Below are 26636 nucleotides of genomic sequence, written 5' to 3' on the forward strand. Positions count from 1 at the left end.
TTATGATTTCTATCGAAGAGCGCTTTTCCGCCGCGCTCCACAAGACGGCGCGCGGCTGGCGCCATGCCATCGACCGGCGCCTGAAGGAGCTGGACCTGGGCCAGGCCAGCTGGATGGCCATCGCCATGATCGCCAAGTCGCCGCAGCCGCCGTCGCAAAGCGAACTGGCGCACCAGCTGGGCGTGGAAAACCCCACCATGGTGTCGATGCTGGACCGGCTCGTGAAATCGGGCTTCGTGCTGCGCCAGCCGTCGGAAACGGACCGCCGCGTGAAACTCGTCGTGCTGACGGAAGCTGGCCTGCAGGTGTATGACACGGTGCGCAAGGAAGCGGACGGTTTCCGCAAGGAGCTATTGCAGGGCATAGATCCCGATCAACTGCGGGCCGCCACGGAACTGCTGGAAGCCTTGCAGGCGGCGACGGAGAAATCCGCATGAGTTCGGCCACAGCCAGCGCCGCACCGGCGCTGCCCGCTTCACAGGACCCGACCCTGAACCGGCGCATGATCACGATTTCCATCATGCTCGCCACCATCATCCAGGCGCTCGACGGCACCATCGCCAACGTCGCCCTGCCCCACATGCAGGGCAGCCTGTCCGCCTCGCAGGACCAGATCACCTGGGTCCTGACCTCCTTCATCGTCGCCGCCGCCATCGCCACGCCGCTGACGGGCTGGCTGTGCGACCGCTACGGTCAGAAAAACACCTTCCTCGTCTCCGTGGCCGGCTTCACCATCGCTTCCGTGCTGTGCGGCCTGTCGGGCACCCTGTCCGAGATCGTCGCCGCCCGTCTGCTGCAGGGCGTGTTCGGCGCGGCCCTCGTGCCCCTGTCGCAGGCGGTCTTGCTCGACATCAACCCGCGCGAGAAACACGGCTCGGCCATGGCCATCTGGGGCATGGGCGTGATGATCGGTCCCATCCTGGGGCCGACCCTGGGCGGCTGGCTGACGGACAGCTACAGCTGGCGCTGGGTCTTCTTCATCAACATCCCCATCGGCGCCATGGCCTTCTACGGCATCTGGCGCTACATCCGCAAGGACCCGCCGAACCGCCGCATGAGCTTTGACATGTTCGGCTTCGCCACCCTGAGCCTGTCCATCGGCGCGCTGCAGATGCTGCTGGACCGGGGCGAGCAGAACGACTGGTTTTCTTCCACGGAAACGTGGATCGAAGCCATCGTGCTGGCCATGAGCTTGTGCTACTTCATCGCCCACACGGCCCTGCGCCCGGCCGGCAAGTCCTTCCTCGACTACCGCCTGCTGAAGAACTCAAACTATGTGAGCGGCCTGCTGTTCATCTTCATCGTCGGCATGGTGCTGTTCGCCACGCGCGCGCTGACGCCGTCGATGCTGCAAGGCTTGATGAATTACCCGGCGGCCATCGCCGGCCTGGTGACGGCGCCCAGCGGCCTGGGCACGATGCTGGCCATGCTGATCGTCGGCAGGCTCACGGGCAAGATCGATACGCGCATCCTGCTGGGCACGGGCTTTTCGATTACCGCGTTCTCGCTGTGGCAAATGGCCAATTTCACCCTGGACCTGGTGCCGAAGACGGTCGTGTGGAACGGCATCATCCAGGGCATCGGCCTGGGCCTCGTCTTCGTGCCCCTGAGCGCGGCCACGTTCGCCACCCTGTCGCCGCAGATGCGGGCGGAAGGCACGGCCATCTACAGCCTGGTGCGCAATATCGGCAGCAGCATCGGCATCGCCCTCGTGCAGACCTTGCTGGTGCGCAATACGCAGATCGCCCATGCGTCCCTGACGGAACACATCACCATCGCCAACCCGGCCCTGCACGACCCCGCCATTGCCAGCGTCTACAACCTGGGGACGGGCACGGGCATGGCGGCGCTGAATGGCGAAATCACGCGGCAGGCGTCGATGATCGCCTACCTCGACGACTTCTGGCTGATGATGTGGCTGACCATCCTCGTGCTGCCGCTCTTGCTCCTGATCAAACCCCCGCAAAAGAATGCGCCCGTCGTGGTCGACCACGCGGCCATGGAATAACCGTGATGCTAAAAGAAAACAACATGAAAACCTCGCTTACCACCCTGGTCCTGAGCCTGGCGCTGGCCGGCTGCGCCAGCATCCCGCCCGACACGCAACAGTTGCCGCAGCAAGACCTGGCCACCGTCCAGCTGGCGGCCGACATCCACCTGGCCAGCGAAGGCTGGCCCGCCGCCCAGTGGTGGCGCCAGTTCCAGGACAGCCAGCTGGACCAGCTGATCGACAAGGCCCTGTCGGGCAGCCCGAACCTGGACGTGGCCAACGCCCGCATCGGCTCGGCCCTGTCCGCGTTCGACGCCCAGCATGCGGAGCGCGGTCCCCGGGTGGACCTGGGCGCGAATGCCAACCGCCAGCGCTATTCGGGCAATGGCCTGCTGCCCGCCCCCATCGGCGGCAATTACTACAATGAAGTCACCGTGGGCGTGCAAGCCCATTACGACCTGGACTGGTGGGGCCGGCACAAGGCGCAGATCGCGGCCAGCCTGGGTGAAGTCAACGCCCGCCGCGCCGAATACGCGATGGCGGAGCAGATGCTGGCCGCCGAGGTCGCCCGGCACTACTTCAGCATGCAAAGCGGCTGGGCCCGCATGGACAACCTGCGTGCGCTGGTCGCCCTGCAGCAGCAACTGGTGCTGGACAAGGAAAAGCGCATCGCCAACGGCCTGGGCGTGAGCGACGACCATTTGTCCGCGCAAACGCGTTTGAGCCTGCTGCAGCAGCAGATCGCCCTGCTGGAAACGCAGATCGTCACGGAGCGCGAAGCCCTGCGCGCCCTGCTCGGTGCGGATGCCTCGGCCCTGGCCAACCTGCAGCCCAAGCAGGCGCAAGCGCTGCCGCACGCCCTGCCCGGCAAGCTGGGCATGGAATTGCTGGCGCGCCGGCCCGACTTGCAGGCGGCCCGCTGGCGGGTGCAGGCGTCCATGAGCAGGATCGAGGCGGCGCAGGCGGCGTTCTACCCCGATATCGACCTGGGCGCGTCGTTCGGCCTCGATGCGATAAAGCTGGGCAAGCTGCTCGAGTCCGGCAGCCGCACCCTGTTCATCGGCCCGGCGCTCTCGCTCCCCCTGTTCGACAGCGGCCGCCTGCAGGCGCAGCTGGCCGGCGCGCGCAGCGAGCGCAACGCGCTGATCGCCGACTACAACCAGAACGTCTTCAATGTCGTGCGCGACGTCGCGCAGGCGGGCGCCAGGGTGCAGGGCGTGGAAAACCAGCTGCGCCTGCAGGAGGACAACCTGCGCGCCAGCGAAGCGCAGCTGCGCAACGCGAATGCCCGCCTGAAACAGGGACTGGCCGACCGCGCCACCCAGCTCAACGCGGAAATGACCATGCGCGGCCAGGTCGACCTGGGCATGCAGCTGCAAAACCAGCGCCAGAACGCGGAAATCAACCTGAACGTGGCGCTGGGCGGCGGCTACCGGGGCAGCAGCGATTTTGCCGCCACAGCCAGCACCAACACCACCAAACAATAACAATCGATTACGGAACACATCATGAGCAGCGAAACCACAGCCACCACCTCCTCCGCCGAACAGCCGGGCAAGCGCAAGACGGTCCTCATCGCCATCACGGCCGCCTTCCTCGTGGCGGGCGCCGCCTGGGCAGCCTATTATCAATTAGTGCTGGCCAAGGAAGAAGTCACGGACAACGCCTACGTGGGCGGCAACCTGGTCACCCTGTCCGCGCAAGTGACGGGCAACGTCGATGCCATCCGCGCCGACGAGACGCAGATGGTCAAGGCGGGCGCGCCCCTGATCACCCTGGACGGCATCGATGCGGACCTGGCCCTGCGCCAGGCGCAGGCGCGGCTGGGCAACGTCGTGCGCCAGGAGCGCGAACGCTATGCCGGCGTGGCGCAGTACGACGCCGTCATCGAACAGCGCCGCCTGGCCCTGGCCACGGCGCAGGGCAACCTGGCCCGCCGCGCGCCGCTGGCGATCGATCACACGATCTCGGGCGAAGACCTGGTCCATGCAAAACAGGCCGTCGACGACGCGAAAGCGGCGCTGGCCGTGGCGCAGCGCCAGGCCGAGTCCGCCAAGGCCGGCGTGGCCGGGGTGAACCTCGCCAGCCACCCGGCCGTGCTCGCAGCCCGGGGCGACGTGGTGCAGGCGTGGCTGGCCGTGCGCCGCAATGCCGTCGTCGCGCCCGTCTCCGGCTACGTGGCCAAGCGCAGCGTGCAGCTGGGCACCCACGTGACCCCAGGCACGCCCCTGATGTCCATCGTGCCGCTGGACCAGTTATGGGTCGATGCGAACTTCAAGGAGTCCGAATTGCGCAATATCCGTGTCGGCCAGGCGGCCACGATCGAGACGGATTTGTACGGCAGCAAGGTCGTGTACCACGGCAAGGTGCTGGGCATGTCGGCCGGCACGGGCAGCGCGTTTTCGCTGCTGCCGGCGCAAAATGCCACGGGCAACTGGATCAAGGTGGTGCAGCGCGTGCCCGTGCGCATCACCCTGGACCCGAAGGAACTGGCCACCCACCCGCTGCGCATCGGCCTGTCGACGACGGTGACGGTCGACACGCGCCATGGCGAAGGGGCAACGCTGGACCAGCCGATGGTGGCGTCCACCGTCTACACGACCAAGGCGCTGAGCCAGCCCGTGGACGAGGCGGAGAAGATGGCCGATGCCATCATTGCGCAGAATCTCGCGCATTAAACCCAGCTGCGACGACTGGGGCCGTACCCTGCAGGGTAGGCCCCCGGCAATTGCCATTCGGGTTTGATTGGATCTACTTCGCCTTGCCTGCCGCCGCCACCTGGTCCAGGATATGCTTGGGCACGGCCGCATAGTGCTTGAACTCCATCGTGTAGGTGGCCCTGCCCTGGGTCAATGAGCGCAAGGTGGTGGAGTAACCGAACATTTCCGCCAGCGGCACGAGGGCCTTGACGATGCGCCCCGAACCGCCGGGGATATCGTCCACGCCCTGCACCATGCCGCGCCTGGCCGTCAGGTCGCCCATGACGTTGCCCATGAATTCTTCCGGCGTTTCCGCCTCCACCTGCATCATCGGCTCCAGCAGCACGGGCGACGCTTTGCGCATGCCATCCTTGAAGGCGATGGAGCCGGCCATGCGGAAGGCGTTTTCGTTGGAATCAACGTCGTGGTAGGAACCGAAGGTCAGGGTCGCCTTCACGTCGACGACCGGGTAGCCGGCCAGCACGCCCGATTTGAGCGTCTCGACGATGCCCTTGTCGACGGCCGGGATGAATTCGCGGGGCACGACGCCGCCCTTGATGGCGTCGACGAACTGGTAGCCCGTGCCCGGTTCCAGCGGTTCGAGTTTCAGCACCACGTGGCCGTACTGGCCCCGTCCGCCCGACTGCTTGACGAACTTGCCCTCGATATCTTCCACCGTGCGCGTGATGGTTTCGCGGTAGGCCACCTGCGGCTTGCCCACGTTCGCTTCCACGCCGAATTCGCGGCGCATGCGGTCGACCAGGATTTCCAGGTGCAATTCCCCCATGCCCGACATGATGGTCTGGCCCGATTCCTCGTCCGTATGCACCCTGAACGACGGGTCTTCCTGTGCCAGGCGGTTCAGGGCGATGCCCATCTTTTCCTGGTCCGGCTTGGTCTTCGGCTCGACGGCCTGGGAAATCACGGGTTCCGGGAAGACCATCTTTTCCAGCACGATGATGTGGTCGAGCGCGCACAGGGTGTCGCCCGTGGTGACGGCTTTCAGGCCCACGGCGGCGGCGATATCGCCCGCATACACTTCCTTGATTTCCTTGCGCTCGTTCGCATGCATCTGCAGGATGCGCCCCAGCCGCTCGCGCGCGCTCTTGGTGGGGTTGTAGACCATGTCGCCCGAGTTCACCACGCCCGAGTACACGCGGAAGAAGGTCAGCTGCCCCACGAAGGGGTCCGTCATGATCTTGAAGGCCAGCGCGGAAAAGTGCTCGTCGTCCGTCGGATGGCGCTCCACTTCGTTGTCGTGTTCGTCGTGGCCCATGATGGGCGGCACTTCCATGGGCGACGGCAGGTATTCGATGACGGCGTCGAGCATGGCCTGCACGCCCTTGTTCTTGAAGGCGCTGCCGCACAGCATGGGCACGATTTCATTGCGGATGGTGCGCGCGCGCAAGGCCTGCTTGAGTTCCGCCTCCGTGAACGTGTCGCCGTTCAGGTAGCGCTCCGTCATCTCGGTGGTGGCCTCGGCCGCGTGCTCGACCAGGTGCTCATGCCATTCCTGCGCCTGCGGCAGCAAGCTGGCGGGAATCTCGCCATAGCTGAACTGCACGCCCTGGCTGGCGTCGTCCCACGTGATGGCGCGCATCTTCAGCAGGTCGATGACGCCCGTGAAATGCTCTTCGGCGCCGATGGGCAGCTGGATGGGCACGGCCACGCCCTTCAGGCGTTCGGCGATCTGCTTGCGCACGCGCAAGAAATCCGCCCCCACCCGGTCCATCTTGTTGATGAAGGCGATGCGCGGCACATGGTATTTGTTGGCCTGGCGCCAGACGGTTTCCGATTGCGGCTGCACGCCGCCGACGGCATCGTAGACCATCACGGCGCCGTCGAGCACGCGCATCGAGCGCTCCACCTCGATCGTGAAATCCACGTGGCCTGGCGTGTCGATGATGTTGATGCGGTGTTCGGGGAAGTTGCCGGCCATGCCTTTCCAGAACGCCGTGGTGGCGGCCGAGGTGATGGTGATGCCCCGTTCCTGCTCCTGCTCCATCCAGTCCATGGTGGCGGCGCCGTTGTGCACTTCGCCGATCTTGTGATTGACCCCCGTATAAAACAGGATGCGCTCGGTGGTGGTGGTCTTGCCGGCGTCGATATGGGCGCTGATGCCGATGTTGCGGTAGCGCTCGATAGGTGTTTTGCGGGTCATCACAATCTCCATGGCTAGCCCGGCGCGCCAGTGTCCGCACCGGTTTTCCAGTGTAGCAGACATCGATTTGGGCGGCAGTGCGTAACCATTTTTTACCATGCGCGCAACACCGACAGTCTCGCGCACGCCAGACGAACGGGACAATTTTGGTATTCCGCTATACTTTCATATGTATTAATTCAACAAAGATTAATCAAAATCAAGACGCACGGTGATTTATCGTGCAAGGCGACGCCGCCGGCATGCAGCCCAGGTGCGCACCGAATGACATGCCCACACAGCCTATGACTATCCGACTAAAAAAAATAATTCTCTCTTCCCTGCTGGCTTCGCCTGCGCTGGCCATGGCCGGCGAACTGGAACAGCAAATGCAGCGTTGCGCCGTGCTTGGCGATGCCAGCGCCCGCCTCGGCTGCTTCGACACCCTGGCCAAGGCAGCGGAAAAAGCCACCATCGCTGCCGGCGGCGATCCGGCGACGGCGGCCGTCACCCTGGCCGCAGCCGCGGAAGTGGCCCCCATCACGCCCGTCAGCCCGCCTGGCGTGGCCACGCCGGAAGCGGTGAACGCCGCCATTCCCGCCGTCGCCCAGTCGGGCGCGGCACCGCCGGAAGCGCCCATTTCGCGCACCCAGCAGTCGTGGGAGCTGAATGACGCCTCGAAACGGGGCCTGTTCAACTTCCGCCCCCACCGCGACACCTATCTGCTGCTGGCCAATTACAGCGACGCGTCCAACGACGAGCCGTTCCAGGACTTCACGCCGGCCGGCATCAAGAGCCAGCACGTGGAACTGACCTTCCAGCTGAGCTTCAAGATGAAAATGCTGGAAGACATCGCGGGCACGCCCATCGACATGTGGTTCGGCTACACGCAGCAAAGTTTCTGGCAGGCGTATAACCGCAAGGCGTCGAGCCCCTTCCGCGAGACCAATTACCAGCCGGAACTGATGCTGGTCATGCCGATCAACAAGAATTTCGCCGGCCTGGAATTCAATTACCTGAACTTCGGCCTCGTGCACCAGTCGAACGGCCAGACGTCGACCCTGTCGCGCAGCTGGAACCGCCTGTATGCCGAGCTGGGCATGGAAAAGGACAACCTGGCCATCGCGGCCCGCGTGTGGCACCGCCTCGACAACAGCGTCGTCGACAATGACAATATCGACATCATCGATTACATGGGCCATGGCGATTTGCGCGTGAGCTACCGCAACCAGGGCCATGAATATGCCGTGACGGCGCGCCGCAACTTCAGCAAGAAGCACGGTTCCATGCAGGCCAGCTGGGCTTTCCCCCTGAAGGCCAACCTGAAAGGCTACGTGCAGCTGTTCTCCGGCTATGGCCAGAGCCTGATCGACTACAACTATTCGCAAAAGTCGATCGGCGCCGGTTTCATGGTCGACCTGTAAGCGGCCCACGCAAACAGAAATGGCGCCGATGGCGCCATTTTTTTTCCTGCGAGCACCGTGTCAGCGCCGGCCGCCGCCCAGCACGCGGGCCGGCAGCATGACGATGGCGCGCAGCAACTCGAACACGCCTTCCACGCCGATGCCGATCAGGCGAAATGGCAGCAACAGCAGCCAGGCCAGCGGATACAGCACGAGGGCCAGCAAGGCCAGCGGCCAGCACAACATCAGCAACAGCAGCCACAGCACGAATCCCAGCATCGCCTTCCCCCTTGAATGAAATGTGCGGAGCAAGCCGTGCTTGCCCCGCTACCGTGAAGACACTATATAAAAGGGCCGCCACGGCGGCAACGGCCATGCGACGGACTGCAGCGTGCGGGGATGGACGGTACGAAAAGGGGAATGAGCGGCGGCTGGCGGCGGCTTACTGGCCGACGCAGATGATCTTGGTGACGTACTCGTGTGCGTTCGGCTTCTTGCTGGTGGCCCATTTGATGGCCTGGTTGGCATCCTCGATGGTCATGATGGTGGCCTTGTCCTTCGACTTGATGAAGGACACGCCTTCAAACACGCCTTCCTTGCTGCGCATGACCTTGGCAAACACGGGCGGCCGCGTCTCGCCGTCGCTGATCTTGTTTTGTTGCACGAGGTAACGCTGATCGATCTGTTCCATGATAGTAAAGCTGTCCGGTGGGTAAAAGACGAAATATACCCTGAATGGACCAACGCCGCAGGATGAAATCGCTGCGGCGTTGCCTTGACATCAATGATGCTTATGCATACACCGCGTTCTGCGTCACGGGCTGCAGGCTGACGTCATAGATCACCTGCGCGCGCATGGACGCTTCCAGCGAAGGAATCGAGCCGCCGGCGCGGTACTGGAAGCTCACCTGCAGCACGTCGCCCGCCTTCACGGCCACCGGCGCGGCCAGCGGCAAACACATGTAGTGGTTCAGCCAGTCGATGGTGGTCGAGCGCTCGGGCACGACGGCCAGGATGTTCTTGGTGACGAAACGCAAGGCGTTCAGCGTGCCGCTGCGCTCGACGACGAACTTGCCGTCGAAGCCGAACACGCTGTCCGTCGGCTGGCTGAAGTCGATGATGCTGTAGACGGACGGCGGCGCCAGTTCCAGCACGCCCGGATGGATGGCCGTGGTTTCCTGGAATTGCACGATGGGCGCGTAAAAGCCTTCGAAATCGTATTCCTGCTGCATGGGCTGCACGGCCATGATGACGGCCTCGGGCAGGAAGATGGGCAGCGGACCGCCGAAACGGGCCAGGTAGCGGCGCTTGAACGATTCGATCACTTCCACCTGTTTTTCGCGCAGCATGCCCACATGGATCATTTCGCAGATGACCACGTCCACGGGCTCGGGCGGCAGGTATTCGAAGGCGTCCGCGTGGACCACTTCGACCTTCTCGCCGTTCGGGTTGAGCGCCAGCATCTTGCGCGCTTCCTTCACCATGTCCGGGTTGAATTCCACGCACCACACCTTGTCGGCGCGCGCGGCCGCAAACCACGACAGCACGCCCGTGCCGCCGCCCAGCTCCAGCACTTTCATGCCGGGTTTCACCGCGTAATCGATCGCCGACTTGAACCCGTGCATGCGGTTCTGGTCCATCAGCATATTGTGGTGGTAATGGACGGGGATAAATTGCCCCAGGTAACAACTCTCGATTTCTCGTTCATTCAGCATGTCTGTCCTCTTGGAGTCTGGCTCCGATGGCCGATCGGTTTTGTCATTCCAGAAAGCAGTGATATCGCACGGGCTGCGCGAGGGGCGGCGACAAACCAGCCGGCGCCTGACGTTGGGGTGATGTCCCATGCGATGTATCTCCTGATTAATGCGACAGGATCATTATCGTTAATCGGCGGCGGGAACAAAGGGCTGAGATGAGAGGCAATTCCATGCCAGTTTCAGCGCTGGCATGGAAAATATTATCTAGAAGATATTTTTATGGCTTGCCACAGCACACAATAGCGTGGCGGGCGGGTGCGCGCCGTGGCCGGGAAGCGGGAGCGTGCCCGTGTCTTGACGGGCTGGCTTACTTGCGCGCCGCGCGGGCCTGCTGCGCCGCCGTGATGATGGCCACCACGCCCGGCTTGTCGGCGGCCTGGGCGAACTGCACGGCCGTCCAGCCATGGCCGCTCTTCAGGCTGGCATCGGCGCCCCAGGACAGCAGCAGCTTGACGGCGCCCTCCTGCCCTTCGCGAGCGGCGAACATCAGCGGCGTGATGTCGGCCGGCGCGCGCGCATCGACCACGGCTTCGCGGTCCAGCAAAATCTTCATGATGGGCAGGTCGCCGGCCGAGGCCGCATAGTGCAGCGCCGTCCAGCCGCTCTGGTTGACCTTGGCCCCCTTGGCCAGCAAGGCGTCCACGGCTTCGCGCTTGTGCTTGTAGGCCGCCATCATCAGCGCCGTGTTGCCGTTGGCCGAACGCGCTTCCAGGTCGATGCCGGGCGCGGCCAGCAGGACGGCAAAGACCTTGTCGGCATCGTCGCGCAGGGCCAGCACGAGGGGAATATCGCCCCGCTGCGCGTCCGGCAGGTTCGGATTCATGCCGTCAAGCAGCATGCTGCGCACGCCGCTGGCATTGTCCACGGAAACGGCGCGGAAGAAGGCGGCCGGTTCCGGCGCCGCCTGGCTGGCGGCAGCGCAGCAGAGCAGGACCGCCGCGGCGAGTCTTTTCATCATGTCTGACCTTAAGAAGTTACGGCAACTGATTGAATAGTTTGAAGAAATTATCCGTCGTCTGCTTCGCCACCTGGTCCAGCGGAATGCCCTTCAGGGTCGACAGGTATTCCGCCACGTGGGCCACGTAGCCGGGCTCGTTCATGCGGCCGCGGAAGGGCACGGGCGCCAGGTAGGGCGAATCCGTCTCGATGAGGATGCGCTCGAGCGGCACTTCCAGGGCCACGGCCTGCAAGTCCTTGGCGCTCTTGAAGGTGACGATGCCGGAGAAGGAAATATAGAACCCCATGGCGATGGCGGCGCGCGCCACTTCCAGCGACTCCGTAAAGCAATGCATGACGCCGGCCACGCCGCCGTCGGCCACGCCCGCGCCCTCTTCGCGCATGATGCGGATGGTGTCTTCGCTGGCCGCCCGTGTGTGGATAATCAAGGGTTTACGGGTGATTCTTGATGCCTTGATGTGGGTGCGGAAGCGCTCGCGCTGCCATTCCAGGTCGCCCGTCAGGCGGAAATAGTCGAGGCCCGTCTCGCCGATGGCGATGATCTTCGGGTGGTTGGCCAGGCGCACAAGGTCTTCCACGGACGGTTCCGGCGTGTCCTCGTAGTCGGGATGCACGCCGACGGAGGCGTAGATATGCGGATATTGCTCGGCCAGGGCCAGCACCTGCGGGAAGTCCGGCAGGTCGACGGACACGCACAGGGCGTGCGTCACCTTGTTCTCGGCCATCTTGGCGAGGATCTCGGGCATGCGAGCGGCCAGCTCGGGGAAATTGATATGGCAGTGGGAATCGATATACATAAGGCGGGATTGTACCGGAGGGAGCAAAAACTGGCAGGGGAAAGGCGGCGGCGCGCGTCCGGCGCCGCCGTGCCTCTTAGACCTGCGACGCCGGGTGTTCGGCCAGCGGTACGAACATGCCCGTCGATTCGTCGAGCGCGTCGAGGGAGCCGTTCTCGATGTCGTAGACCCAGCCGTGCAGGGTCAGCCGGTTCTGCGCCATGGCCAGGGCCACCGACGGGTGCGTGCGCAGGTTGTTGAGCTGCGCCACCACGTTGGCGCGCACCATGCCGTCGATGCGCGACTGCTCCGTTGGATGCTCGAGCGATTCGTTGATCATGCGCGCCGCATCGGCGTGGTGCAGCCAGCTGCGCACGGCCGGCATGTGGTCCAGGCAGGCGCAGGTGGCGATGGCCTTCATGGCGCCGCAGTCGGAATGGCCGCAAATGACGATGTCGGACACATTCAGGGCGGAGACGGCAAATTCGACCGTCGCGCTCACGCCGCCCGGTTCGGGGCCGTACGAGGGCACGATATTACCCGCGTTGCGGATGACAAACAGTTCACCCGGTTCCCGCTGCGTCACCAGTTCGGGCACCATGCGGCTGTCCGAGCACGAAATGAACAGCGCCTTGGGCGTCTGCCCCGTCGCCAGGGTTTTAAATAGCTCGCGGCGCGCGGGGAAAACCTCTTTTTGGAAGCGTAGAAAGCCAGCAATAATGTCGCGCATAAATAAGTAAGATGGTTATCTGAACCCGTATTATCGCTGATCTGGCGCCTGCCCTGCCTATTGCCCCTCAGGCGGCTGCCACAGCTCCACCTTGTTGCCCTCCGGATCGATGACCCAGCCGAACTGGCCATACTCGGAGTCCGGCGCCTTGTCCAGCACCTGGCAGCCTTCGTCGCGCAGGGCTTGCAGCAGCGCGTCGAGGTCGTCCACGCGGTAGTTGATCATGAAGGCGGCCTTGCCGGGCGCAAATTGCTCGTTGTCGGGCGCGCTGACGGACCAGATGGTGGTGCCGCCCGTGGGCTGGCCGGCCGCATCCGTCCAGCTGAAAGCGGCGCCGCCCCACGGCTGTACGTCCAGGCCCAGGTGGCGCTGATACCAGGCGCGCAGCGCGGCCGGGTCTTGCGCGTGGAAGAAGATGCCGCCGATGCCAGTGACCCGTTTCATTGTCGCCTCCGTTGCGGATATCCGCGTGGTTTGCAAAGTGACATGACTGTAACACCGCGCCCCGGGCATGGCAAACGGGGCGGCGCGCCAGGATTGCCGCGCGCAGGCGCAAGCGGCCACGGAAAACGATGGCAACCCCATCCTGTCGATGAAACCGAGCAGCAATCCTTACGTCGCGGCCGGCAGGAATGTCGATACACAAGCGGAGCAGCTGCGCCCGACGGAAGCCCAGGCCTTCCGCGCCCGGCGCGTCGAGCGCCTGCAAGCGTGCGAAGTGCGCTACCGCAGTTGCACGCGCACCTGCGGCTGAGGCCTATCAGCCGACGCGCTTGCCCAGGATAATCAGGTCGCGTTCCACGCCGTCGAGATTGGCCACCTTCGGCAGGGTCGCCCACGTCTCGAAGCCGAACTTCCTGAACAAACCCAGGCTCGGCGCATTGTGGCCGAAGATGAAACCGAGCACCGTGTGCACGCCTACGGCGGGCGCGTGGGCGATGGCCTGCGTCAGGCCGTAGGCGCCGATGCCCTTGCCGCGCGCTTCCTCCGCGATATACACGGACAATTCCGCCGTGCCCGAATACGCGGGACGGCCATAGAAATTCGAGTACGACAGCCAGCCCAAGGGGGTTGGCTGGGCGGCGCTGTCATCGGCCGCCTCGATGATCCACAAGGGGCGGCGCTCGGGCGTGTGTTCGTGGAACCAGGCCAGGCGCGACTCGACCGTCACGGGTTCCGTGTCGGCCGTCACTTCGCGCGAAGCAATCGTCGTGTTGTAGATGGCGACGATGGCAGGCAGGTCGGCAAGCGTGGCAATGCGGTGGCGATAGTTCATGTTTTTATTTAAATAGTAGCGACAAGCGATTGATTATATGGACTCTTTACTGGCAGCTTGACGCGTAGTCGAGGAGCATGTCTTCGAGGAACAGCTTCGGCGACAAGGGGTGTTCCGCGATGGCGCGCCGTTCGTTGGCGGCCTTGATGGCGGCCATCAAACGGCCCACGTTGATGCGGCCCGCCAGCGCTTCCAGCTCGCGCCGGTGGCGCGGGTAGTAGCGGATGGTGCCCGACAGCTTGACGGAAAACACGTCGTACAGCCAGCGCTGCAGGGACGCCACCAGCGGTGCCAGCGGCGCCTTCTGCAACTTGTCCGCCGCCTTCAGGGCCGCTTCCACGCCGGGATGGGCCAGCACCTGCAGCAGCTGTTCCGTTTCCTCGCGGCCGCCCGATTCGGACTGGGCCAGCGCCGCCAGCGGCGCGCCACCCTGCTCGCGCAGCCAGCTATCCGCATCGTTCAAGCCCTGGGCCTTGAGCCAGGTCAATGCCTGTTCATGGCTGGGCATGGGCAGGGCGAACTTGCGGCAGCGCGACAGGATGGTGGGCAGCAGGCGGTCCAGGCTGTTCGAGGACAGCAGGAACAGGGTGCCCGGCGGCGGCTCTTCCAGGGTCTTCAGCAAGGCGTTCGAGGCCGGCGTATTGAGCGCCTCGGCCGGGTACAGCACCACCACGCGCAAGCCTTGCCGGTGCGTGGAAATGTTCATGAAGTCGGCCAGGTTGCGGATCTGCTCGATCTTGATGTCCTTCGACGGCGTCTTGCTCTTGGCGTTCTTCTTCGCGCCCTCGCCGTCCTCGCCCTCGTCGGCCACCTCGTCTTCCAGCGCCTCGGGGCGCACGCGGCGGTAATCGGGATGGTTGCCCTGGCTGAACCAGCCGCACGAGGCGCAAACGCCGCAGGCGTGGCCGTCGGCGCGCACGTCTTCGCACAGCAGCGCTTGCGCAAAGTGCTCGATGAAGTCAGCCTTGCCGATGCCTTGCGCACCATGGAACAGGATGGCGTGCGGCATGCGCGGACGCAGGGCTTGCAATTGCTGCCAGGCGTCCTGCTGCCACGGATAAAGGGAGCTTGTCATATTATTCTTTGTAAATCATGATGTTGCGATGCTTTGCTCAAGCAGCACATCAAGCAGTTGCGCCAGCTGCACCTGGATATCGGCGATGCTTTGCGTGGAATCGATGATGCGGAAACGCTGCGGGAACTGCGCCGCGCGGCGCAGGTACTCGTTGCGCGTGGCGGCAAAGAAATCGGCCTGCTCCTGCTCGAACTTGTCCAGCGCGCGCGTGGCGTCCAGGCGGGCACGGGCCACTTCCAGGGGCACGTCGAACAGGAACGTCAGGTCCGGCTGCAGGTGCGGATGCACCCACGCTTCGAGCTGCTCCATCTTGCGCAAGTCCATGCCGCGCCCGCCGCCCTGGTAGGCGAAGCTGGCATCCGTAAAGCGGTCGGAAATGACCCACTCGCCCCGCGCCAGCGCAGGGTCGATGACTTGCGCGATGTGTTCGCGGCGGCTGGCGAACATCAGCAAGGCTTCCGTTTCCAGGTGCATCTTTTCGTGCAGCAGCAGTTCGCGCAGCTTTTCCCCCAGGCGGGTGCCGCCCGGTTCGCGCGACGAAACGAGGGCCACGCCCCGCTGTTGCAGATAGCTGGCGACGTAGCCGATATGCGTGGACTTGCCCGCGCCATCGATGCCTTCGAAGGTGATGAAGCGCGCTTGATAGTATTGTGTCATGAAACTTCTTATTCTGTTGGAATTAGCGCTGGTACTGGTTCACGGCGCGGTTATGGTCAGGCAGGTTGGCCGAGAACTGGCTGGTGCCGTCGCCGCGCGCGACGAAATACAGGGCCTGCGTGCGGGCCGGCGCCAGGGCCGCCGTCAGCGACTGCGCGCCCGGCAAGGCGATCGGCGTGGGCGGCAGGCCGCCGCGCGTGTAGGTATTGTACGGCGTGTCCGCTTCCAGGTCCCGCTTGCGGATCTTGCCCTGGTAACTGTCGCCCATGCCGTAGATCACAGTCGGGTCCGTCTGCAGCAGCATGCCCGTCTTCAGGCGGTTGACGAACACGCCGGCGATCATGGCGCGTTCGGATTTCTGTCCCGTTTCCTTTTCCACGATGGACGCCATGACCAGCGCCTCGTACGGGTTTTTATATGGCAGCGCCGGGTCGCGCTTGTCCCACGCCTCGGACAAGCGGCCTATCATGGCCGCGTGCGCCTGCTTGAAGATCTGCATCTCGCTGGCGCCCTTGGCGAACAGATAGGTATCCGGGAAGAACAGGCCTTCCGGCTGCACGTATTCCGGGCTGATCCTGGCCATCAGTTCCTTGTCGGAAAGCGCCGCCGTATCGTGCTTGAGGCCGGGATGATTGGCCATCGCCAGGCGCATCTGCTTGAAGGTCCAGCCTTCGATGATGGTCAGGGATTCCTGGGCGAATTCGCCGCGCGCCAGCTGCGTGATCAGGCGCTGCGGCGTCGTGCCCGGCTTCAGCTCGTAGGAACCGGCCTTGATCTTCGACGTCTTGCCTTCGATGCGGGCCAGCAGGTTGAACAGGATGGGCTCGATGGGCACGCCCGCATCGGCGATCTGCTGGCCGGCCGCATGCGCGCCGCTGCCGGGCGTGATCGCAAACGGGATGGCCTCGCCTTCCGTCGTGATGGGCTGCTGCGCCCAGTACACAAAAGTGCCGCCCACGCCGATGGCGGCGATGACTGAACTGACTACAAGTTTTTTGAAAAAAGCCATTGTTCCGATTCTTGTGATGCGATCCCCGCATGCGCAGGGCCGCTTGTTGTGATCGTTCATTTGTGAAGCAAGTCGGCGCAAAGCGGCGCCAGCACTGGGAATCTTGCCGCTGCCGACGCAATCTGCGCGACATCACTATAATGAACCCGTAATGATAATGCTTAATCGCTGATCTAATGGAAATTATGAATAACTGGAATCAATTTTTAACCGCACAAGGCGCCCGCCCCGTTGCCACCGATGGCGCGCCTGACAGTACCGCCCCCATCGCCGCCGCCCCCATCGCCGATTTCGGCCAGACCCTGACCGTGCCCCAGCTGCAGGCAGGCTTTGTGGCGGCCATCACGGACCAGGGCCTGATCGGCCTGACGGGCGACGAGGCAGCCAGTTTCCTGCACGGCCAGCTGACCAACGACGTCGAGCACCTGGGCCAGGAGCAGGTGCGCCTGGCCGGCTACTGCACGCCGAAAGGCCGCCTGCTGGCCAGTTTCCTGATGTGGCGCAATGCCGCCACCATTTATCTGCAACTGCCGCGCGCCATACAGCCGGCCATCCAGAAGCGCCTGCAGATGTTCGTGCTGCGCGCCAAGGCCAGGCTGCACGACGCGACTGGCGATGAAGCCAATCAGATCGTCCTGGGCCTGGGCGGCCAGCAGGCCGGCGCGGCCCTGTCCGCCTGGTTCCCCGTGCTGCCCGCCGCGCCGTTCAGCAAGGTCGACCATGCGTCCGGCACCCTGCTGCGCGTGGCCGATGCCTTCGGCAGCCCCCGCTATGAATGGCTGGCGTCGGCCGCCACGGCGCGCGACGCGTGGCCGCAGCTGGCCGAAAGACTGGCCAAGGGCGGCAACGACGCCTGGCACTTGTCGGACATCCATGCGGGCATCCCGCAGATCACGGCCGCCACGCAGGAGCAATTCGTGCCGCAGATGGTCAACTTCGAGCTGCTGGGCGGCGTCAATTTCAAGAAAGGCTGCTATCCGGGCCAGGAAATCGTCGCCCGCAGCCAGTACCTGGGCAAGCTCAAGCGTCGCACCACCCTCGTCAGCATCGCCGATGCCACGGTCGCGGCCGGCGGCGAACTGTTTGCCGTCAGCGATCCCGAGCAGCCTTGCGGCATGGTCGTCAACGCCGCGCCCAATGGCGCGGGCGGCTTTGACGCCCTCGTTGAAATGAAGCTGGGGGCGATCGACGAAGGTTCAAGCGCGGCCGGCGCCGTGCGCTACGGCTCGGCCCAGGGCGCAGGCGTGCAATTCCTGCCCATGCCCTACGTGCTTGACGCACTCGACCTGTGAGAATGCCATGAAAGATCTGTACGTCTACTATCAGGTAAAAGAGGAGCACGCCCAGGCACTGGAAGCGCGCGTGCGCGCCATGCAGGCGAAACTGGCCGCCGCCTCGGGCGTGGCGCCGCAACTCAAGCGCCGTCCCGAAACCAGGGATGGCTTGCAGACGTGGATGGAAATCTATGCCGTCGTGGGCGAAGGTTTTGCCGAACAACTGGCCGCGGCCGCCGAGGAAGCGGGCTTGCTGTCCCTGACGTCCGGCGCGCGGCACCTGGAAGTGTTCATGGATTTGCCCCCATGTGCCTGATCGTTTTTGCCTGGAAAGTCAATCCGCACATCCCGCTGATTGCCGCCGCCAACCGCGACGAATTCTATGAACGCGCCAGCGCCCCCGCCGGCGCCTGGCCCGAGCACCCGCAAGTGTATGCGGGCCGCGACCTGCAGGCGGGCGGCAGCTGGATGGGCATCACCCAGGCCGGCAGCGGCAGCTCGCGCTTTGCCGCCATCACGAATATCCGCAGCCCGCAGGACCGCAATCCGGACGCCCCCTCGCGCGGCGCCCTGGTGGCCGACTACCTGGCGGGCAACATGTCGCCGCGGGACTACATCGCGCAAATCCGTCCCGGCAGCAGCGTCTACAACGGCTTCAACCTGGTGCTGGGCGACGCCGAGACCCTGATCTGGTTTTCCAACCGGGGCGACGCCGACGCGCGCAACGGCCAGCCTTTGGAACCGGGCATCTACGGCCTGTCGAACGCCCTGCTCGACGCGCCATGGCCGAAGGTGCTGAAAACCAAGGCGCAGTTCGCCAGCCTGCTGTGCCAGGGCGCGCCCGACGACGCCTATTTCGACATGCTGGCCGACACCACCCGCGCCCCCGACTTCCGCTTGCCCGACACGGGCGTGCCGCTCGACCTCGAGCGCGTGCTGTCCGCCGTCTGCATCGAAACGCCGGGCTACGGCACGCGCACCTCCACCGTCGTGAAACTGTTCCCGGACTCGCCCGGCGAACTGCATGAGCTGGTGATCCAGTAAGCCTGTACTGGGGTCTGGCCCGCCGGGCCGGACCCCATGCACCACCGTCTTTCCTCTCCCGTTCATTATCCCTTGTCTCCCTGAAAAATTGGCGCGCACAAAAAAGAAAGCGCTTGCGCAAGCGCTTTCTTTTGTTTACGATGGATGCAAACGCGGCAACAAAGCCGTGCATCGAACATATAAAAATAAAAAATACCATCAGGAGACACCATGGCCACCATGGAAGATGTAGCGCGGGCGGCGGACGTATCGCTGTCGACCGTCTCGCACGTACTCAACGGCACCCGCAAGGTCAGCCCGAAAACCGTCGCCGCCGTCAACGCGGCCATGCAGCAGATCGGCTACGTGCCCAACATGCTGGCGCGCGCCCTGGCCGGCTCTTCGTCGGGCACCATCGGCGTGGCCATATCCGCCTTCACCAATCATTACTTCAGCGAAACCGTGCGCGCCATCGAGGCGGCCTGCACGCGCCACGGCTTGATGATGCTGTTTTCCGATACGCACGACGATCCCGAGCAGGAGTTGAAAGTGGTGCAGAATTTGCACCAGCGCCGGGTCGACGGCATCGTGCTGGCGCCGTCCGGCGACGCGCACAACCGCGCGCTCGACTATTTGACCAGCAACAAGATCGCTTCCGTGCTGGTGGACCGCATGTCGCCCCAGCCATTCGACCAGGTGGGGGTGGAAAACACGCAAGCCACGGCCGAGCTGGTCAGCCACCTGATCACGGCGCACGGCCACCGCCGCATCGGTTTTATCAGCGGCGCACCGGGCCTGTCCACGACGGACGAGCGCATCGACGGCTACCGCCTGGCCTTGCAGCGCGCCGATATCGCGTTTGACCCGGAGCTGCTGCGCTCGGGCGACTCGAACCTGGAGCGCAGCGGCGCGGCCACGCGCGAACTGCTGGCACTGCCCGCCACGCAGCGTCCCACGGCCATCGTCGCCGGCAATAACCTGATGACCATCGGCACCATGCACGCCTTGCGCGATGCACACATTGCGGTACCGCAAGACGTGGCCCTGGCCGGCTTCGATGATTTCGACTGGGCCGATTACTTCAGCCCCCGCCTGACCGTCATGGCCCAGCCGCTCGAAGAGCTGGGCGCCATGGCAGTCGATCTCCTGATCGAACGCATCGCCAACCCGGGCCGCGCCCAGCACGTGCAGCGTTTGTCGCCAGCCTTACGCGTGCGCAACTCCTGCGGCTGTCCCTGACTTTTTACTGTGAATCACATGCATCCAGCCATTTCCCTCGGTATCGATCTCGGTACCTCCGAACTGAAAACCGTGCTGATGGACGGCACGGGCGCCGTGCGCGGCCAGGCGTCCGTGCGCATCGATACGAGCCGCCCGCATCCGGGCTGGTCCGAACAGGCGCCGCACGACTGGTGGAGCGCCTGCGTCCAGGCCCTGGCGCAACTGCGCGCCGGCTGGCCGCAGGAATATGAGCAGATCGCCTGCATCGGCCTGTCGGGCCAGATGCACGGCGCCGTGCTGCTCGACGCCAGCGACAAGGTGATCCGTCCCGCCATCCTGTGGAACGACGCGCGCGCCGATGCCGAGGCGGCCGCCCTGGCGCGCGACTATCCCGCGTATGCGGGCGTGACGGGCAGCCTGCCCATGGCGGGCCTGACGGCGCCGAAACTGCTGTGGCTGCAAACGCACGAGCCGGCCGCCTTCGCCGCCATCGCCTGCGTGCTGTCGCCCAAGGATTATCTGCGCCTGCGCTTGACGGGCAACAAGGTGACCGAGATGTCCGACGCGGCCGGCACCCTGTGGCTGGACGAGGCCAGGCGCGCCTGGTTCGACCCCATGCTGGCCGCCTGCGGCCTGGTGCGGGAGCAGATGCCGGCCCTGGCCGAAGGCGACGCCGCCACGGGCACCGTGCTGGCAGCCATGGCGGACCAGCTGGGCTTGCCGCCCGGCGTAGTGGTGGCCGGCGGCGGCGGCGACAACCCCGTCTCGGCCGTGGGCATCGGCGCCGTGAATGCGGGCGACAGCTTCATTTCGCTGGGCACCAGCGCCGCCATCGTCTCCGTCACCGAGGCAGCGCTGGGCAATCCGGCCGGCGGCGTGCACAGCTTTTGCCACGCCCTGCCCGGCCGCTGGTATGCCATGGGCGCCATCTTGTCCGGCGCCAGCTGCTTGCGCTGGGCCACCGGCGTGCTGGGCTTGCCCGACGAAGCGGCCCTGCTGCAGGTGGTGGAAGCGGGCTTGCCGCTGGACATGCCCGTCGCGCCGTCCGCGCCCCTGTTCCTGCCCTATCTGTCGGGCGAGCGCACGCCGCACAACGACCCGCAGGTGCGCGGCGCCTTTTTGCAGCTGGGACACGACAGCAATACGGCGCAGCTCGGCTACGCCGTGCTGGAAGGCGTGGCCTTCGCCCTGCGCGACGCCATGGCGGCCGTCACGTCGACGGGCGCCGTCGTGCCCCACTGCATGCTGGTCGGTGGCGGCGCGCGCAGCCAGTACTGGGCGCAGCTGCTGGCCAACGTGCTGGGACGCGAAATGCGCACCCTGCACAACAGCGAACTGTCGGCCAGCCTGGGCGCGGCCAAGCTGGGTTTTGCCGCCATCGGCGACACGCGCCTGCTGGCCACCGGCTTGGCCGTCAAAAATACCTTCTTGCCCGATGCCGCGCACAGCGCAGCCTTGAGCCTCCGCTACGGCCGTTACCGTAGCCTGTTTCCCGCCGTGCAAGCCTTGCACCAACTTAGCGAAGGATAAGCAGCAATGACGCAACTGAATCAACTGCAGCAATTGAAACAATACAGCACCGTCGTCGCCGACACGGGCGACTTTTTGCAACTGGCCCGTTTCGCGCCGCAGGACGCCACCACCAACCCGTCGCTGATTTTAAAGGCCGTGCTGCAACCCGAATACGCGCCCTTGCTGGAAAGCACGGTTGCCGCCCACAAGACTGCCGCGCTGGACGATATCGTCGACCAGGTGCTGGTGCGCTTCGGCCTGGAAATTTTGAAGGTGGTGCCGGGCCGCGTCTCGACGGAAGTCGATGCCCGCCTGAGCTTTGACCGCGACGCCACCGTCGCCCGCGGGCGCCGCCTGATCGCCCTGTATGAAGCGGCAGGCGTCCCACGCGAGCGCGTGCTGATCAAGGTCGCTGCCACCTGGGAAGGCATCCAGGCCGCGCGCGAACTGGAACAGGATGACATCTTTTGCAACCTGACCCTGCTGTTCGCATTTTGCCAGGCCGTCGCCTGCGCCGACGCGAAGGTGCGGCTGATTTCGCCGTTCGTGGGCCGCATCTACGACTGGCATAAAAAATCGCTGGGCGCGGCATGGGACGAAACGGCGCGCAGCCTGTCCAACGATCCAGGCGTGCAATCCGTCACGCGCATCTTTAATTACTACAAGCAACATGGCATCGTCACGCAGGTAATGGGCGCCAGCTTCCGCAACGTGGGGCAGATCACGGCCCTGTCCGGCTGCGACTTGCTGACCATCAGCCCGGACTTGCTGGCCAAGCTCGAAGCGTCGAGCGAACCATTCGAGCGCGCGCTGGGCGGCGACCTGGGCGCGGCGCAGCCGGCCGTCACGTATGACGAGGCGGCTTTCCGCTACGCCCTGAACGAGGACGCCATGGCCACCGAAAAGCTGGCCGAAGGCATCCGCGGCTTCGCCGTCGATGCGGGCAAGCTGGACGCCATGATCGAAAAGTTGCGTAATCATTAACGCAGTAACGAAGCTTTCACCCGTAGCACCGTTTGTTTTTACAATAAAAACCCTTGGAGATCCTCATGAAAAAAGTCATTACCGCCACCCTGCTGCTGTCCGCCGCCTGCGGCGCCTTTGCCGCCGACAAACCGCTCAAATCGATCGGCGTGAGCGTGGGCGACCTGGCCAACCCGTTTTTTGTCGCGATTGGCCGCGGCGCCGAGGAAAGCGCGAAGAAGCTCGGTGGTCCCGGCGTGAAAGTCACGACTGTTTCCAGCAAGTATGACCTGAACACCCAGGTGGACCAGATCGAGAACTTCATCGCCAACAAGACCGACATCATCATCCTGAACGCCGTCGATTCCAAGGGCATCGCCCCGGCCATCAAGAAGGCGCGCAATGCGGGCGTGGTGGTGATCGCCGTCGACGTGGGCGCCGTGGGCGCCTCGGCCACCGTGATGTCCGACAACACCATGGCCGGCGACGTGTCGTGCGCCTACCTGGCCAAGCAGATCGGCGGCAAGGGCAACGTGGTGATCCTGAACGGTCCGCCCGTCACGTCCGTGATCGACCGCGTGAACGGCTGCAAGAAAACCCTGGCCGCCTTCAAGGACATCAAGATCCTGTCCGACAACCAGAACGCGGGCGGCAGCCGCGACGGCGGCATGACCGTGATGTCGAACCTGCTGACGGCCCATCCGAAGATCGACGGCGTGTTCGCCATCAACGATCCGACCGGCATCGGCGCCGAACTGGCCATCAAGCAATCGAAGCGCACGGACGTCAAACTGATCACGGCCGTCGATGGCGCGCCCGATGGCCAGAACGCCCTGAAAAACAAGGCCGGCCTGTTTGCCGCCACCTCGGCGCAAAACCCCTACCGCATGGCGACCGATGCCGTGCAGATGGGCTATGACATCATGAACGGCCGTACGCCGAAACAGACCATGGTGCTGTTGCCGACCCCGGCCATCACCAAGGAAAACGTCGCCACCTACACGGGCTGGGTGAAGAACTGAGCTGCCTGACCTGAACCACGTGTTGCCCGCCCCGGCCCTGGCCCAAGGGCGGGCAGCAGTTTCACCAGCAAGGACATTCCCATGAGCGACGATATTATTTTTGAAATGCGCGGCATCGAGAAGCGCTTTGGCGCCACGCGCGCGCTGCGCGGCGTGCACCTGACGGTGCGCAGCGGCGAAATCCATGCCGTGATGGGCGAAAACGGCGCCGGCAAGAGCACTCTGATGAAGATTCTCTCCGGCGTGTACACGCCGGATGCCGGTGAAATCCTTCTCGACGGCAAGCCGATCAAGATCCGCAACCCGGGCGAGGCCCGCGCCCTGGGCATCAACCTGATCTACCAGGAACTGAGCGTGGCCAAGAACATGACGGTGGCGCAGAACGTCTTCATGGGCAGCGAACCGCAGGGACCGTTCTGGACCGTCAAGGGCGGCGAGATGCGCGCGCGCACGAATGCCATCCTGGCCGACCTCGGTTCCCGCTTCGACGCCGACACCATGGTGTCCACCCTGTCGATCGCCGAGCAGCAGCAGGTGGAAATCGCCCGCGCCCTCGTGCATGAAAGCCGCATCCTGATCATGGACGAGCCCACGGCCGCCCTGTCGGACCGGGAAACAGAACAATTGTTCCGCATCATCGAAGAACAGCGCGACAAGGGCCTGGCCGTGCTGTACATCAGCCACCGCATGGCCGAGGTGGAGCGCCTGGCGCGCCGCATCACGGTGCTGCGCGACGGCGCCTATGTGGGCGAACTGGGCAAGGATGAGCTGGATCAAAAGAGAGTCGTGCAAATGATGGTGGGCCGCCCCGCCGACGACTTTTATGCCCACCAGCGGCGCACGACGCGGGGCGCCGAGCGCCTGCGCGTGGCCAACGTCGGCGGCGGCAAGGTCAAGCCCGCCTCGTTCGCCCTGCATGCGGGCGAAGTGACGGGACTGGCCGGCCTCGTGGGCGCAGGCCGCACGGAACTGGCGCGCCTGATCTTTGGCGCCGACAGGAAAGCATCGGGGCAAGTGTGGCTCGATGGCGAGGAAGTGCACATCCAGCGCCCGCTGGCGGCGATTCGCCACGGCATCGGCTATTTGCCGGAAGACCGCAAGAGCCTGGGCCTGTTCATGCAATTGTCGGCCATGGAAAACATGTCGATGAATATCCTGTCCAAGCATGCGACGGCGGGCGTCGTCAACCGGGGCGCCCTGACGCAGCTCACGCGCGAGGCTATTGCCAACCTGAACGTCAAGGTTTCGGGGCCGGACGGCATCGTGGGGGGCTTGTCTGGCGGCAACCAGCAGAAAGTCTTGCTGGCGCGCTGGCTGGCCATCGCGCCGAAAGTCCTCATCCTCGACGAACCGACGCGGGGCGTGGACGTGGGCGCGAAGAGCGAAATCTACAAGATCATCCACCAACTGGCGGACGCGGGCACGGCCGTGCTGTGCATTTCCAGCGAACTGGCCGAACTGGTCGGCATCTGCGACAGGGTGATGGTGATGTGCGAAGGACGGCTGACGGGCGAAGTGACGGGCGACGACATCACGCAGGAAAACATCCTTGCCTACGCCACCCAGCTGGAAGCGGCATAAAAATAATCATTCAGGAGATTCAACATGACAACTACCACCCGCGGCGCCGCGCGCGCCGGCGTACCCTTCAATGCATCGAACCTGATGCGCCGCCTGGGCATGCTGCCCGTGCTGGTCGTGCTGTACCTGGCCATGTATGGCCTGACCGTGTATTTCTCGGCCGATGGCACGTCCACGTTCATGACCAGCAACAACACCATGAACATCTTCCGCCAGGTGTCGATCAACATCGTGCTGGCGTCGGGCATGACCTTCGTCATTTTGACCAGCGGCATCGATTTGTCCGTCGGCTCCGTGCTGGCCGTCTCGGCCGTCGCGGGCATGCTGATGTCCTTGTCGGCCCAGTTCGCCGGCTTCTCGATTCCCACCTTCCTCATCGTCGGCCTGCTGCTGGGCGCGCTCAATGGCGTGCTGGTGGCCCTCGTCGGCCTGAACCCCTTCGTCGTGACCCTGGGCACCATGACGGCCCTGCGCGGCGCCGCCTACCTGCTGGCCGACGGCACCAGCGTGCTGAACACGGAAATCCCCAGCTTCGAATGGATGGGCAACGGCAGCTTCCTGGCCGTGCCCTGGCTGATCTGGCTGGCCGCGGCCGTCGTGCTGCTGACCTGGTTCATCTTGCGCAAGACCACCCTGGGCCTGCATATCTACGCCGTCGGCGGCAATATCCAGGCGGCCCGTTTGACGGGCATCAAGGTCGGTCTCGTGCTGATGTTTGTCTACACGATCAGCGGCCTGTTCGCGGGCTTGGGCGGCGCCATGTCGGCCAGCCGTCTGTATGCGGCCAACGGCAACTGGGGCACGGGCTATGAACTGGACGCCATCGCCGCCGTCGTGCTCGGTGGCACGAGCCTGATGGGCGGCGTGGGTTCCGTCTGGGGCACCGTCATCGGCGCCCTGATCATCGGCGTGATGAACAATGGCTTGACGATTTTGGGACTGTCGTCGTTCTGGCAGTATGTGGCGAAAGGTGTCGTGATCGTGCTGGCTGTCATCCTCGACAAATGGCGCCAGAGCCACGCGCAGAACTAATGGCATTGCATACGGCGTCCAGCTCCCCGGACGCCGTGCGGCGTACCCTGCGCTGATCAATCAGGCAAACTGCAGGCGCATCTCCACATGCGCTATCCCCGCCTCTTCAAACACCTCCCCCTGCTGCACGAAACCGTGGCGCGCATAGAATGGCGCGGCCACGGTTTGCGCGTTCAGCACCACCGCCGCATCACCGCGTTCGCGCGCCTTGTCCATCAGCAAGGTCAAAATGGCGCCGCCCACGCCCGTGCCGCGTCCCGGCTGGCGTACGGCCATGCGGCCGATGTGTCCGTCCGGCAATAACCGGCCCGTGCCGATGGGATTGCCCGCGTCGTCATAGGCGACGGCATGCAGGCAGACGTCGTCCATGTCGTCGAGTTCGATCTCGGCCGGCACTTTCTGTTCATCGACGAAAACTTCAAAGCGGATGGCGGTGGCATGGGGGCCCAGGGTGGCCCAGTCGCCGAGGCGGATGGTGTGCTTGGTCATGGTGTAATGTAGAAAGAGACAGGCCGCAATTGTCGCACGGCCTGCCTTTC

General features: G+C 64.5%; 28 protein-coding genes. 15 read left to right on the top strand and 13 right to left on the bottom strand.

From position 1 onward, the window contains the following. Window positions 1–2: 2 nt before the first annotated feature. The 4 genes from AC07VL_RS12670 to AC07VL_RS12685 are packed head-to-tail and all read left to right on the top strand — an operon-like array spanning window position 3 to window position 4668. Window positions 3–437, top strand: a complete 435-nt coding sequence (locus AC07VL_RS12670) for a MarR family winged helix-turn-helix transcriptional regulator (protein ID WP_494806170.1) — start codon at window positions 3–5, stop codon at window positions 435–437. Then, window positions 434–2008: a DHA2 family efflux MFS transporter permease subunit gene (locus AC07VL_RS12675; protein WP_494806171.1), complete on the top strand. Its 1575-nt coding sequence runs from the start codon at window positions 434–436 to the stop codon at window positions 2006–2008. The genes AC07VL_RS12670 and AC07VL_RS12675 overlap by 4 nt, the downstream gene beginning before the upstream one ends. A 23-nt stretch (window positions 2009–2031) precedes the next feature. Further along, a complete protein-coding gene (locus tag AC07VL_RS12680; RefSeq protein WP_494806172.1) occupies window positions 2032–3477 on the top strand; it encodes an efflux transporter outer membrane subunit in 1446 nt (481 codons plus the stop codon). A gap of 21 nt (window positions 3478–3498) precedes the next feature. Then, entirely contained in the window at window positions 3499–4668 is a 1170-nt protein-coding gene (locus AC07VL_RS12685; RefSeq protein ID WP_494806173.1) for an HlyD family secretion protein, read from the top strand. Between the two features lie 73 nt (window positions 4669–4741). Here AC07VL_RS12685 and fusA read toward each other — a convergent pair whose 3' ends face one another. Continuing rightward, window positions 4742–6850, bottom strand: coding sequence for an elongation factor G (gene fusA / locus AC07VL_RS12690; RefSeq protein ID WP_494806174.1), 2109 nt, complete (start codon window positions 6848–6850; stop codon window positions 4742–4744). Window positions 6851–7134: 284 nt separating this feature from the next. Here fusA and AC07VL_RS12695 point away from each other — a divergent pair, with 284 nt between their 5' ends. Further along, on the top strand, window positions 7135–8253 hold the full coding sequence (locus AC07VL_RS12695; RefSeq protein ID WP_494806175.1) for a phospholipase A: 1119 nt from the start codon (window positions 7135–7137) through the stop codon (window positions 8251–8253). Window positions 8254–8313: 60 nt separating this feature from the next. On the opposite strand, the gene AC07VL_RS12700 is transcribed toward AC07VL_RS12695, so the two are convergent. From AC07VL_RS12700 to AC07VL_RS12730, 7 genes are all read right to left on the bottom strand, one after another. Continuing rightward, entirely contained in the window at window positions 8314–8511 is a 198-nt protein-coding gene (locus tag AC07VL_RS12700; protein WP_071323562.1) for a hypothetical protein, read from the bottom strand. Window positions 8512–8674: 163 nt separating this feature from the next. Next, window positions 8675–8923 (bottom strand): hypothetical protein, encoded by a 249-nt coding sequence (locus AC07VL_RS12705; protein WP_494806176.1) that lies wholly within the window; start codon window positions 8921–8923, stop codon window positions 8675–8677. Between the two features lie 100 nt (window positions 8924–9023). Further along, complete coding sequence (locus AC07VL_RS12710) at window positions 9024–9947, bottom strand: class I SAM-dependent methyltransferase (protein ID WP_494806177.1); 924 nt, start codon at window positions 9945–9947, stop codon at window positions 9024–9026. Between the two features lie 349 nt (window positions 9948–10296). After that, window positions 10297–10947 (bottom strand): ankyrin repeat domain-containing protein, encoded by a 651-nt coding sequence (locus AC07VL_RS12715; RefSeq protein ID WP_494806178.1) that lies wholly within the window; start codon window positions 10945–10947, stop codon window positions 10297–10299. Between the two features lie 16 nt (window positions 10948–10963). After that, a complete protein-coding gene (locus AC07VL_RS12720; protein ID WP_494806179.1) occupies window positions 10964–11743 on the bottom strand; it encodes a TatD family hydrolase in 780 nt (259 codons plus the stop codon). 76 nt (window positions 11744–11819) lie between these two features. After that, the gene (locus AC07VL_RS12725) at window positions 11820–12452 is read right to left on the bottom strand and encodes a carbonic anhydrase (protein ID WP_494806180.1); all 633 of its coding nucleotides are present in this window, start codon (window positions 12450–12452) and stop codon (window positions 11820–11822) included. A gap of 57 nt (window positions 12453–12509) precedes the next feature. Continuing rightward, window positions 12510–12896, bottom strand: coding sequence for a VOC family protein (locus AC07VL_RS12730; RefSeq protein ID WP_494806181.1), 387 nt, complete (start codon window positions 12894–12896; stop codon window positions 12510–12512). Between the two features lie 67 nt (window positions 12897–12963). On the opposite strand from AC07VL_RS12730, the gene AC07VL_RS12735 reads away from it, so the two are divergent. After that, window positions 12964–13206, top strand: coding sequence for a hypothetical protein (locus tag AC07VL_RS12735; RefSeq protein ID WP_494806182.1), 243 nt, complete (start codon window positions 12964–12966; stop codon window positions 13204–13206). Window positions 13207–13212: 6 nt separating this feature from the next. Here the strand turns inward: AC07VL_RS12735 and AC07VL_RS12740 are convergent, their stop codons facing one another. From AC07VL_RS12740 to mltG, 4 genes are read right to left on the bottom strand one after another with little or no spacing between them, the layout of a single operon-like run. After that, a complete protein-coding gene (locus AC07VL_RS12740) occupies window positions 13213–13728 on the bottom strand; it encodes a GNAT family N-acetyltransferase (RefSeq protein ID WP_494806183.1) in 516 nt (171 codons plus the stop codon). 46 nt (window positions 13729–13774) lie between these two features. Beyond that, window positions 13775–14803 (bottom strand): DNA polymerase III subunit delta', encoded by a 1029-nt coding sequence (locus AC07VL_RS12745; protein ID WP_494806184.1) that lies wholly within the window; start codon window positions 14801–14803, stop codon window positions 13775–13777. A 15-nt stretch (window positions 14804–14818) separates the two neighbouring features. Next, window positions 14819–15460, bottom strand: coding sequence for a dTMP kinase (tmk, locus tag AC07VL_RS12750; RefSeq protein WP_494806185.1), 642 nt, complete (start codon window positions 15458–15460; stop codon window positions 14819–14821). Between the two features lie 22 nt (window positions 15461–15482). Further along, the gene (mltG, locus tag AC07VL_RS12755; protein ID WP_494806186.1) at window positions 15483–16469 is read right to left on the bottom strand and encodes an endolytic transglycosylase MltG; all 987 of its coding nucleotides are present in this window, start codon (window positions 16467–16469) and stop codon (window positions 15483–15485) included. Between the two features lie 176 nt (window positions 16470–16645). Here mltG and ygfZ point away from each other — a divergent pair, with 176 nt between their 5' ends. The 9 genes from ygfZ to AC07VL_RS12800 all read left to right on the top strand — a co-directional run bounded on the left by ygfZ (window position 16646) and on the right by AC07VL_RS12800 (window position 26097). Next, on the top strand, window positions 16646–17761 hold the full coding sequence (gene ygfZ / locus AC07VL_RS12760) for a CAF17-like 4Fe-4S cluster assembly/insertion protein YgfZ (protein WP_494806187.1): 1116 nt from the start codon (window positions 16646–16648) through the stop codon (window positions 17759–17761). Window positions 17762–17768: 7 nt separating this feature from the next. Further along, on the top strand, window positions 17769–18059 hold the full coding sequence (locus AC07VL_RS12765; RefSeq protein WP_494806188.1) for a DUF4936 family protein: 291 nt from the start codon (window positions 17769–17771) through the stop codon (window positions 18057–18059). Continuing rightward, on the top strand, window positions 18050–18787 hold the full coding sequence (locus AC07VL_RS12770) for an NRDE family protein (protein ID WP_494806189.1): 738 nt from the start codon (window positions 18050–18052) through the stop codon (window positions 18785–18787). The genes AC07VL_RS12765 and AC07VL_RS12770 overlap by 10 nt, the downstream gene beginning before the upstream one ends. Window positions 18788–18997: 210 nt before the next feature. Further along, on the top strand, window positions 18998–20005 hold the full coding sequence (locus AC07VL_RS12775) for a LacI family DNA-binding transcriptional regulator (protein ID WP_494806190.1): 1008 nt from the start codon (window positions 18998–19000) through the stop codon (window positions 20003–20005). Between the two features lie 30 nt (window positions 20006–20035). Further along, on the top strand, window positions 20036–21517 hold the full coding sequence (gene xylB, locus AC07VL_RS12780; RefSeq protein WP_494806418.1) for a xylulokinase: 1482 nt from the start codon (window positions 20036–20038) through the stop codon (window positions 21515–21517). 15 nt (window positions 21518–21532) lie between these two features. After that, window positions 21533–22483 carry a transaldolase gene (tal, locus tag AC07VL_RS12785; protein ID WP_494806419.1) on the top strand — a complete coding sequence of 317 codons (951 nt, stop codon included), beginning with the start codon at window positions 21533–21535 and terminating at the stop codon, window positions 22481–22483. A 65-nt stretch (window positions 22484–22548) separates the two neighbouring features. Then, entirely contained in the window at window positions 22549–23484 is a 936-nt protein-coding gene (locus AC07VL_RS12790; RefSeq protein WP_121669532.1) for an ABC transporter substrate-binding protein, read from the top strand. 81 nt (window positions 23485–23565) lie between these two features. Next, window positions 23566–25065, top strand: a complete 1500-nt coding sequence (locus tag AC07VL_RS12795; protein WP_494806191.1) for a sugar ABC transporter ATP-binding protein — start codon at window positions 23566–23568, stop codon at window positions 25063–25065. A gap of 24 nt (window positions 25066–25089) precedes the next feature. Next, on the top strand, window positions 25090–26097 hold the full coding sequence (locus AC07VL_RS12800) for an ABC transporter permease subunit (RefSeq protein WP_494806192.1): 1008 nt from the start codon (window positions 25090–25092) through the stop codon (window positions 26095–26097). A 60-nt stretch (window positions 26098–26157) separates the two neighbouring features. Here the strand turns inward: AC07VL_RS12800 and AC07VL_RS12805 are convergent, their stop codons facing one another. Then, window positions 26158–26586, bottom strand: a complete 429-nt coding sequence (locus AC07VL_RS12805; protein ID WP_494806193.1) for a GNAT family N-acetyltransferase — start codon at window positions 26584–26586, stop codon at window positions 26158–26160. Between the last annotated feature and the right edge of the window lie 50 nt (window positions 26587–26636).

The sequence above is a fragment of the Janthinobacterium sp. GW821-FHT03C08 genome, assembly GCF_059420905.1.